At 34.2% G+C, this 10,217-nt stretch carries 11 protein-coding genes; all 11 read left to right on the forward strand.

The features are described 5' to 3' along the window. Window positions 1-172: 172 nt before the first annotated feature. The 11 genes from KI356_RS13860 to KI356_RS13915 all read left to right on the forward strand — a co-directional run bounded on the left by KI356_RS13860 (window position 173) and on the right by KI356_RS13915 (window position 10,177). Entirely contained in the window at window positions 173-1,234 is a 1,062-nt protein-coding gene (locus KI356_RS13860) for a YpbB family protein (protein ID WP_212935689.1), read from the forward strand. Further along, the gene (locus KI356_RS13865; protein ID WP_212935690.1) at window positions 1,224-2,753 is read left to right on the forward strand and encodes a RecQ family ATP-dependent DNA helicase; all 1,530 of its coding nucleotides are present in this window, start codon (window positions 1,224-1,226) and stop codon (window positions 2,751-2,753) included. Before KI356_RS13860 ends, KI356_RS13865 begins: the two co-directional genes overlap by 11 nt. Continuing rightward, window positions 2,753-3,316, forward strand: coding sequence for a CPBP family intramembrane glutamic endopeptidase (locus tag KI356_RS13870; RefSeq protein WP_002117615.1), 564 nt, complete (start codon window positions 2,753-2,755; stop codon window positions 3,314-3,316). Before KI356_RS13865 ends, KI356_RS13870 begins: the two co-directional genes overlap by 1 nt. Before the next feature lie 22 nt (window positions 3,317-3,338). Then, window positions 3,339-3,818 (forward strand): LysM peptidoglycan-binding domain-containing protein, encoded by a 480-nt coding sequence (locus KI356_RS13875; RefSeq protein ID WP_002117618.1) that lies wholly within the window; start codon window positions 3,339-3,341, stop codon window positions 3,816-3,818. Between the two features lie 71 nt (window positions 3,819-3,889). Beyond that, window positions 3,890-4,666, forward strand: coding sequence for a metallophosphoesterase (locus KI356_RS13880; RefSeq protein WP_212935691.1), 777 nt, complete (start codon window positions 3,890-3,892; stop codon window positions 4,664-4,666). Further along, complete coding sequence (locus tag KI356_RS13885; protein WP_212935692.1) at window positions 4,666-5,541, forward strand: MerR family transcriptional regulator; 876 nt, start codon at window positions 4,666-4,668, stop codon at window positions 5,539-5,541. Before KI356_RS13880 ends, KI356_RS13885 begins: the two co-directional genes overlap by 1 nt. Window positions 5,542-5,618: 77 nt before the next feature. Next, the gene (locus KI356_RS13890) at window positions 5,619-6,227 is read left to right on the forward strand and encodes a genetic competence negative regulator (protein ID WP_002117624.1); all 609 of its coding nucleotides are present in this window, start codon (window positions 5,619-5,621) and stop codon (window positions 6,225-6,227) included. A 356-nt stretch (window positions 6,228-6,583) separates the two neighbouring features. After that, the gene (gudB, locus tag KI356_RS13895; RefSeq protein ID WP_088057991.1) at window positions 6,584-7,870 is read left to right on the forward strand and encodes an NAD-specific glutamate dehydrogenase; all 1,287 of its coding nucleotides are present in this window, start codon (window positions 6,584-6,586) and stop codon (window positions 7,868-7,870) included. A 370-nt stretch (window positions 7,871-8,240) separates the two neighbouring features. Further along, entirely contained in the window at window positions 8,241-8,477 is a 237-nt protein-coding gene (locus KI356_RS13905; RefSeq protein ID WP_128281642.1) for a DUF3961 domain-containing protein, read from the forward strand. A 79-nt stretch (window positions 8,478-8,556) separates the two neighbouring features. Continuing rightward, window positions 8,557-9,087, forward strand: coding sequence for a peptidoglycan recognition protein family protein (locus tag KI356_RS13910; RefSeq protein ID WP_128281641.1), 531 nt, complete (start codon window positions 8,557-8,559; stop codon window positions 9,085-9,087). Between the two features lie 109 nt (window positions 9,088-9,196). Beyond that, entirely contained in the window at window positions 9,197-10,177 is a 981-nt protein-coding gene (locus KI356_RS13915) for a YpdA family putative bacillithiol disulfide reductase (RefSeq protein ID WP_212935693.1), read from the forward strand. Window positions 10,178-10,217 lie beyond the last annotated feature (40 nt).

A 10,217-nucleotide genomic window follows, 5' to 3' on the forward strand; every position in this document is an offset into this window, starting at 1 on the left:
TGTCAACTTATTTTTGAATTATTTCATAAGATTTTCAAAATACTTAAATGTTATTTCGTTTGATACAATAGAATATATACAAGCATATTGTGCGAGCATGGTAAGTTTAATAACAATAAACGTGAAATCGTATTGAAAAGGAATTAAGTTAGACTGAAAGGTGGAAGCGGTAATGCAGCTGCAATATACGTTATTATATTGTTTAAAACAATTGAATGGTGAAAGAACCGTTTCTTCTATTTATTATTTACTAAAAGGCAAGCGATCTTCGCAAACGCTCCAGGATGGTAATATGTTCCAAGTTTCTTTTTTGTTTGGGGTATATAAATCATTAAATAGAACTGATTATGATCGAGAAGTTTCAAAGTTGTTACAAGCGGAGTTGGTTCAAGCTATACATGAAAATACATATGTGTTAACGACTACTGGTAAAATGCAATTAAACAAATGGGAAGAGGTATTTGCTTTTCCGACGTATTTACATGGTTTACATTATGGTGAATTAGGTGCAACGTTTTGGAAGAGGTTATCATTAATTGTTCAAACCATTTCGAATTTACAACAAGCGAATACTAAATTTATTCCAATTCAACAAGATACAGAAATAATGATGTGGGTGAAGCGTTTTCTCACTGGAATGCCATATGTAAGGAGTGAATTGGCTAAAAGATTGTGGGAGGAAATACATAATCTTTTAGAAAAAAGTAATCCAGTAGAGGCGACAATTGTAACATATCGTTTAACTGGCTATGGACGTATTGGTTGTACTGTACAACAATTAGCAGAAATTACGAAACAAGATATATTTCGAGTACATTTTTTATTTTGGGGTACAATTCACTTCTTTATTCAAGAAGTTCGCAATAAAGAAAATGAGTTTCCGTTATTAGCTGAAATTATATCTTATCCAAATGAGAGGGCTGATTTGTTTAGCTTGTCAACGAAAAAAACATATAATTTTTGGAGACAAGGGCGTTCTTTGGAAGAAATAGCAACAATTCGGAATTTGAAGGTTGCAACGATAGAGGATCATTTTGTAGAAATTGCTTTACGAGAAAAAGAATTTTCTATTGAGATGTTTATGGAAAAAGAAAAAATAGAAAAAGTAACAAAAGTAATTGAAGCATTACAAACACGTAAATTGCGTGTGTTGAAGCAAGCGGTTGGAGAGGGAATCTCTTATTTTGAAGTCCGTCTTGTATTGGCACGGATGGAGGGTATAAATGAAGCTTGAGGAATATTTATATAAGTGGTTTGGATATTCTGAATTTCGTCCGGGGCAAAAAGGAGTTATTACGGACTTATTGGAAGGGAAAGATGTTGTAGCAATGCTTCCGACTGGAAGGGGGAAGTCAATATGTTATCAACTTCCAGGGCTTCTGCAAGAGGGGACGGTGCTTGTTGTATCACCATTATTATCTTTAATGGAAGACCAAGTTACGCAATTAAAGTATGTCGTGAAAAATCGAGTTATTGCATTGAATAGTTTTCGGACGTTAAGTGAAAAAAGAGAAGCGATGAAAAAGCTATCTTTTTATAAATTTATTTTTGTATCACCAGAGATGTTGCAGTCGGAACTTCTAATAAGAGAATTGAAAAAAATTCATATTTCATTATTTGTCGTAGATGAAGCACATTGTATTTCACAATGGGGTTATGATTTTCGGCCAGATTATAAAAAATTAGATAAAGTAATTGAGAGTATCGGATCTCCAACAGTACTAGCATTAACAGCAACTGCGACAAAGGGTGTACTGCGAGATATAGCGGGAAGTTTAAATCTAAAAAATATCGCTGAGCATGTGTACTCAATTGATCGTCCAAATATTGCGATGGAAGTACAATTTGTGGAAACAATAGAAGAAAAAAAAGAGGCGCTTTTTGAGCATGTAATGTATTTGCAAGGGCCTGGTATTGTTTATTGTTCAAGTAGAGCCTGGACAGAGCGTTTAACCGAGTATTTAAGAGGAAAAGGAATTACAGGTGTAGCTTTTTATCATGGTGGTATGGAACACGAAGAGCGTATGTTAATTCAACAACAGTTTATGAATGACCAGTTGCAAATTGTAATATGTACAAGTGCTTTTGGGATGGGGGTAAATAAGGCGAATACAAGATATATTATTCATTTTCAATATCCGACAAATGTAGCTTCCTATTTACAAGAAATTGGAAGGGCGGGAAGAGATGGGGAATTGAGTATAGCCATTTTATTATGTAGTCCATTGGATCACGATTTGCCAATTTCAATCATTGAAGATGAATTACCAAGTAAATCGCAAATACAATTTTTATTTTCGTTACTACAAGAAAGAATGTTTCAAACGAAAGTATTACCATTAGAAGATGTAGAAGAAATTTGTTATAATGCAGCAAGATTTAATGAACAATATTGGCGTTTTATCCGTTATCATCTCGAACATCTTGGAATCATACAACAGCGAAATCTTATGCTAGAGAGCTTGTCAGATGAAATAATGAACAGATTAATAGCGGAAGTGGAAGTGAGACTACGTAATAAATATAGTGAGCTAGAAAATATGAAGTCATGGATACAAGTTCAAGGATGTAGACGTGAATATTTATTACAACACTTCGGTTATCGAAAGGAAAAAGAGATAGAAAACTGTTGTGATTACTGTGGTATTACAAAAACAGATTATAAAAAAAGACGAGCGCAACAGTCAGTTTTCGACTATAATTGGGAAACAGAGTTGCAAAAGCTTTTCGGCCTAGGGAAGATGGAGGAATGATGAACATTCAAAGGCATAATGTTGAAGATATGAGTCCGAGAGAAATAAGACTGAATCTCTACATAACACAACTAATCATTATTGGTATCGGTTGTTTACTAGCATATATATTATTTCAAGATAAAAGAGAAGTTTATAGTCTGTGGAAATGGGAACCGGTTTCTATACTTGTAATAGGTGGCTTGTTAGCGATTTGTATTGTGTTATTAGATTATGTTGCAATGCGAGTGTTTCCGGAATCTTGGTTTGATGATGGTGGTATTAACGATAGAATGTTTCAAGGGATTTCTGTCATGCATTTACTCGTTATCACGTTTATTATTGGCTTTGCGGAAGAGTTTTTATTTAGAGGTGTAGTGCAGACTCATTTCGGAATTGTAATAGCGAGTTTAATTTTTGCTGTGTTACATATTCGGTATATAACGAAGCCCTTTTTGTTTTGTTTCGTCTGCTTTATTAGTTTTGTTTTTGGTTATGTATTCGAGTGGACAGGAAATCTGTTTATAACAATCTTTGCACACTTTCTTGTTGATTTTATAATGGGACTCCAATTAAGAAAATAAATGGAAGGTGGTGGTGAACAACATGAGAAAACGAATTCCTGATTTTGAAGAGGAGTTAGAAGTTGAGCTAGTGGAAGAAGATGAAGGTTTACCGCCGCGTAGTGAAATTCATAGAAATAAAGAGAAAAAACCAAAGTTTAAAATGAATCACATTTTCGTCCGAGTGTTAACATTTTTATTCATATTGTTACCTATTAGTATCCTATGGTATACGGATAAATATATACAGGTAAAAAGTGATAGTAATAATGCTGAGAAAAGTGCGTTTGAAGTAATTTTCTTTGATTCAGCTAAGACTGAATCAAAGAAGCAGTCTGAGAAAGTAGCAACTCATGTTGTGAAAGATGGAGAAACTTTAGAAAGTATAGCGAAGCAATATTTCTCAGATGAAAATGGGGTAGAAATAATAAAAAAGTATAATGATTTACAAGAAGACGAAGTGAAAGTAGGACAAGAATTGAAAATTCCTATAAAAGATAAGTCCACGAAGTATGAGAGCTAGCTAAATGAGTGATATATAGCTGCACATAAAATTAAGGACTATACTTTACGAGGAGGGAGAGTAAAAAATATATGTCATGGATTATATTATTATGTACTCTCATATGCGTTGGTTTTATATGTCTTCTTGGAATGTATAAAGAAGCGATGCGTAATACAGTGCTGGAACATACTTTAGTATTCGAAGAATTTCCGGAAAGTTTTCAAAAGGTTAATGTTTTTTTTATTTCGGATATTCATAGAAGAATCATTTCTAGCTCGTTAATTGAACGAGTGAAAGGAAAAGTAGATATCGTAATTATTGGCGGCGATTTAGCTGAAAAAGGAGTACCTTTATCGCAAATCTCTTTAAATATTCAAAAGTTAAGAGAAATAGCCCCTGTATACTTTGTATGGGGAAATAATGATTATGAAATTGAATATCACGAATTAGATGCTTTATTAATAGAAAATAATGTGAAGGTATTAGATAATACAAGAGTTGTATTTGAGTCTGAATTAGGAGAGAAAATTTGCTTACTTGGTATCGATGATGTTGGATTAGAACGAGATCGTTTAGATTTAGCATTGGCTGATTGTAAAGAAGAAGGTTTTCGTATTTTAATTAGTCACAACCCAGATATAATAAAGAAAATGTCCGGTAAAGAACAAATTTCGCTCGTATTAAGTGGACATACACATGGAGGTCAGATTCGGTTGTTTCCATCTGAAAAGTATTTAAAGGGTGGCGTATATAAGCATTCTAATACGACTCTCTTTGTTAGTAATGGGTATGGAACAACATTGTTTCCTCTTCGTTTTCGGGCACCTTCCCAAACACATATCATTACGTTATGCGGAGGAAAATAATGCCGACTTCAAATGGGAAGTATAATATAAAAGCTGTTTCAAATATACTTGGAATTCAACCGAGTACACTTCGCGCATGGGAAAGACGCTATCATATTATTGCCCCAAAGAGAAATCGTGCAGGGCATCGTTTATATACAGAAGAGCATATTCATATTTTGAAATGGTTAATGAACAAAGTTTCTGAGGGGATGATGATTGGACAAGCAGTTCAGTTATTAGAAGGGAATCGGTTGCAGAATAACGTTCAAAAAGAAAAAATTACTGATACAGAAGTTGTTTTAGTGGACGATATACTACAAGCTTTGTTAGAATTTGATGAAATTACAACTTCTGCATTATTAAACGAGGTTTTTAGTATATATTCAACGGAAAAGGTTGTTACAAGTATCATTCTTCAAGTGGCAAACAAGTTGTTAACTTTAAAAAATAATAATGAGATTACAATGTCACAATTTAAATATGTTGTATCATTCTTACAAACACGTCTAGGAATGATCTATCATAATGCGTCAGTGTATTCTTCCGTTAACAAAGTTTTCGTTTTAGAAAATAATATATTAAAAGGATTTATTTTTGCGACGTATTTACGACTAAAAGGATATCAAGCAATGTATATGGGGACAAGTTTAGATGAAGAAGGTATTTTACTAGCTATTGAACAATTACAACCTAAATATTTGTTTATATCTTTTGATGATGAACGAGAACTTGAAGAGGCAGTAGAATTTATGGACTTGTTGCAAGAAAAAAATGAAAACCTCTCTGGTGGTTTTATAGGAAAAAAAGGCATTGGAGATCAATTAAGTTTTCAAAATATCCTGATTGGTAACACGAAAGAAGAGTGGGATGGATGGTTAAAAATGTCAGAATAGTCGTTCGAAAAGAACCATCTATTTTCTATTTCATATAATAAAAATTAGATGCAATGGTTACGTAGGGAGGGTATGAGATGAGACTGGAACGTTTAAATTATAATAAGATTAAAATTTTCCTAACATTTGATGATTTATCTGAACGAGGATTAACGAAAGAAGATTTGTGGAGAAATGCACCGAAAGTACAGCAACTATTCCGTGATATGATGCAAGAAGCGAATAAAGAATTAGGGTTTGAAGCGGATGGACCGATTGCTGTTGAAGTATTTTCTCTACAAGCTCAAGGTATGGTTGTAATTGTAACAAAAGAAAATCACGAAGTGGACACAGAAGATGAGTTCCGTGACGAGTTTATTGAAATGCAAGTGACTCTTGATGAAAGTGAACATATACTTTACGAGTTTGCTACATTAGATGATGTAATCAATTTGTCAAATCGCTTATATAACCTTGGTGTAACTGATGGGAAGTTGTATACGTGGGATAATCGTTTTTATCTTTGGATAGAAGAAGAAGAGCAATTTCAATTATTGAAGGCGGATTTTATAGCTATTTTAGCGGAATACGGTAATCCGTCAACAGCAACAATTTACCGCATAATGGAATATGGTAAAGAATTAATGGATGCTCAAGCAATTGAACAAATATACAATTACTTTGTGAAAAAACAAAACCTCAGCTAATATAACGTAGCTTGAGGTTTTATTTTTATTCAGCTGAAGATTGGAAACTATAAAATCTATAAAGCGAAGTGTAGGCAACAAGACTAGCCAATATGTATTTTAAAATTTAATCAGTATTTCTTGATAAAATAATTGTTTTATCGAATGTATTTTGATGAAAATAAAAAATATTTAAATATTTAAGTATTTTACTTTTCTAAAAGCAATAAAAGGACTATAATAATAGTGAAAACGCTTGCAACACAAAATAGTTTGTATATATTTGTTAGCGTTTTCTATTGCATTCCAAATTTAACGGTGTATACTAGGCAATGAAGGTTTACTAAACAAGTGAAATTACAGGGGGTTTACTTACTATGGTAGCCGAAAAGGGAACTCAAACGAAAACACAACAACAAGGGGAACAACATTTTGAATTGTTGAATTCAACACAAATTGTAATTAATGAAGCATTAGAAAAATTGGGTTATCCAAACGAAGTATATGAATTATTGAAAGAACCAATTCGTATGATGACAGTGAAAATTCCAGTTCGTATGGATGACGGTACTGTTAAAATATTTACAGGATATCGTGCGCAACATAATGATTCTGTTGGTCCAACGAAAGGTGGAATTCGCTTCCATCCAAACGTAACAGAAAATGAAGTGAAAGCACTTTCTATTTGGATGAGTTTAAAATGTGGTATTGTTGATTTACCATATGGTGGAGGTAAAGGTGGAATCATTTGTGACCCACGTGAGATGTCTTTCCGTGAATTAGAAAGATTAAGCCGCGGTTATGTACGAGCAATTAGCCAAATTGTTGGTCCGACAAAAGATATTCCAGCTCCAGATGTATTTACAAACTCACAAATTATGGCATGGATGATGGATGAGTATAGCCGTATCGATGAATTTAATTCACCAGGATTTATTACAGGTAAACCACTTGTATTAGGTGGATCACATGGACGTGAAACAGCGACTGCAAAAGGTGTAACAATTTGTATTCGTGAAGCTGCGAAAAAACGTGACATTGATATTAAAGGTGCACGCGTTGTTGTTCAAGGATTTGGTAATGCAGGTAGCTTCTTAGCTAAATTCATGCATGATGCAGGCGCGAAAGTAATTGCAATTTCAGATGCTTACGGTGCACTACATGATCCGAATGGATTAGATATTGACTACTTACTAGATCGTCGCGATAGCTTCGGTACTGTAACAAAACTATTTAATAATACAATTTCAAACACAGAACTGTTAGAACTTGATTGCGATATTTTAGTTCCAGCTGCAATTGAGAACCAAATTACAGAAGAAAATGCTGATAAGATTAAAGCGAAAATTGTAGTTGAAGCTGCAAATGGTCCAACTACATTAGAAGCAACAAAAATCTTAACAGATCGTGGTATCTTACTTGTTCCAGACGTATTAGCAAGTGCTGGTGGCGTTACGGTATCTTACTTTGAGTGGGTACAAAATAACCAAGGTTACTACTGGACTGAGGAAGAAGTAGAACAACGTTTAGAAAAAGTAATGGTAAAATCATTCGATTCAATTTATGAAACATCACAAGTCCGTAAAGTGAACATGCGCTTAGCTGCATACATGATTGGTGTTCGTAAAATGGCTGAGGCTAGTCGCTTCAGAGGTTGGGTATAATATATAATGTTTTGAGAAAACGTGATTTCCTTTTGAGGGAATCGCGTTTTTTGTTGAAGTTACTAGTTAGAGGTGTTGGATATGAACAATGAAGAAATGGATCGAGTAGATCGATTAGAAGAAGGGTAAAACAGTTAGAGAGTGAGCTAGTAAGAACTAAAAATGTTCAGAAAACAAGTAGTATTAGGATGTTAGGAGAGGGTTTATTGCATCTGGTTGTTGTAGGGGCAAGTATCGCTGTATTATTTGTAATTATTACGTGGATTGGTGAAAAATAGAATAAAAATAAAAAGAACGCTTGTTCTACACGAACAAACGTGCTATACTCTCCTTAGATAAACAAAACGGAAATGATTTTAAGGAGAGATAAATGATGAAAATGACAGTAGACCAAAGATTTATGATGCCAGCAGATGTTGTAGAACGAGTGGAAGTATTACGAAACAAACAAAGTAAGCGTGGCGCATTATTACAATCAGTAAATAAATTTTTCGGCTTAGATACGAAAGAAGATTGTGTTTGGTTTTACGGTTTTTATGGAGTCGCTGTAAGTATTTTGTTATTTATGGTGTTCACATCAAATATTTTCGATTTTCTCTTCGTGTAAGAAATATGCGATAAGGACATTGCTACCGAATACATATATAAGGAAGTAAGGTAATTTTCTAAAGCGGGAGTTGGTAGTAATGGCGATGTTTCCTATAGAGCGTAACTATATTGGATATGGAAGTTCACGACCGGGAATTCCTCTTTCTAAAGTAAGGTTTATTGTAAGTCATGATACGGGGAATCCTGGTAGCAATGCGATAGGAAATCGGGATTACTTTAATGAAGTGCAACCGAAAGCTTCGGCGCATACATTTATAGATGACAAAACAATATTGGAAATTGTCCCTATAAATGAAGTTGCGTATCATGTTCGATATGGTGTGCCGACGGATAATGACCTATATGGTTATGATGCGAATAAGGCTGCCATTGGTGTGGAACTTTGTTATGGCGGTGATGTTAACTTTTGGGAAGCATATACGCGTTTTACATGGTATCATGCTTATTTATGTCAAAACTTCGGCTTGAATCCAAAAAAAGATATCGTATCACATAAAACACTTGATCCAGCTAGAAAGATTGATCCTGAAAATGTATTAGGGAAACAAGGTATTAAATTTCAGCAGTTTTTAGCAGATGTCTATCGGATGTACGTTTCGTTTAGATGACAAATATATGAAAAATGAATACAATAAAGATAGGTGCCTACTGCTGTAAGTAGGTTTTTTCTTGTTTTTATAAATAGTGTATTGGTAGAAGACTAGGAGTGAGTTGAGTATGCAGAAAGAAACAGCTATCATAATTGGAGGCGGTCCGTGCGGATTAGCGGCAGCAATTTCGTTGCAAAAGGCAGGGATTAATCCGTTAGTAATTGAAAAAGGAAACATTGTAAATGCAATTTATAATTATCCAACTCATCAAACATTTTTCTCCTCTAGTGAAAAATTAGAAATTGGTGAAGTAGCTTTTATTACCGAAAACCGTAAGCCAGTTCGAAATCAAGCACTTGCGTATTATCGCGAAGTAGTAAAGCGTAAATCTGTACGTGTAAATGCTTTCGAACGAGTGGAGAAAGTTCAAAAAGATGGAGAAGTTTTTAAGGTTGAGACGACAAAACGTGATGGAAATAAAGAAATATATATAGCGAAATACATTGTTGTCGCAACTGGATATTATGATAATCCGAATTATATGAATGTACCTGGTGAGAACCTTGAGAAAGTAGCTCATTATTTTAAAGAAGGACATCCTTATTTTGATCGAGATGTCGTTGTAATAGGTGGTAAAAATTCAAGTATAGATGCGGCGTTAGAGCTTGTTAAATCGGGTGCACGTGTAACAGTTCTATACCGTGGTGGGGAATACTCGCCAAGTATTAAGCCATGGATTTTGCCGGAATTTGAGGCGTTAGTACGAAATGGGACAATTCAAATGCATTTCCATGCGCATGTAAAAGAAATTACTGAGCACACATTAATATATACGGTTGATGGTGAAGCATTTACAATCCAAAATGATTTCGTATTTGCGATGACTGGTTACCATCCAGATCATAGTTTCTTAACGGAAATGGGTGTTCGGATTGATGAAGAAACAGGGCGTCCGATTTATAATGAGGACAGAATGGAAACAAATGCTGAAAATATTTTTATTGCCGGTGTAATTGCCGCTGGGAATAATGCAAATGAAATATTTATCGAAAACGGTAGATTTCATGGGGATGCGATTGCACAAACTATTGCATCAAGAGAAGAATAAAAAAAAGCTGTCGAGAAAACTTCGACAGCTTTTTTTTATT

It is taken from the genome of Bacillus hominis (genome assembly GCF_018332515.1).
Lineage (GTDB): Bacteria > Bacillota > Bacilli > Bacillales > Bacillaceae_G > Bacillus_A > Bacillus_A hominis.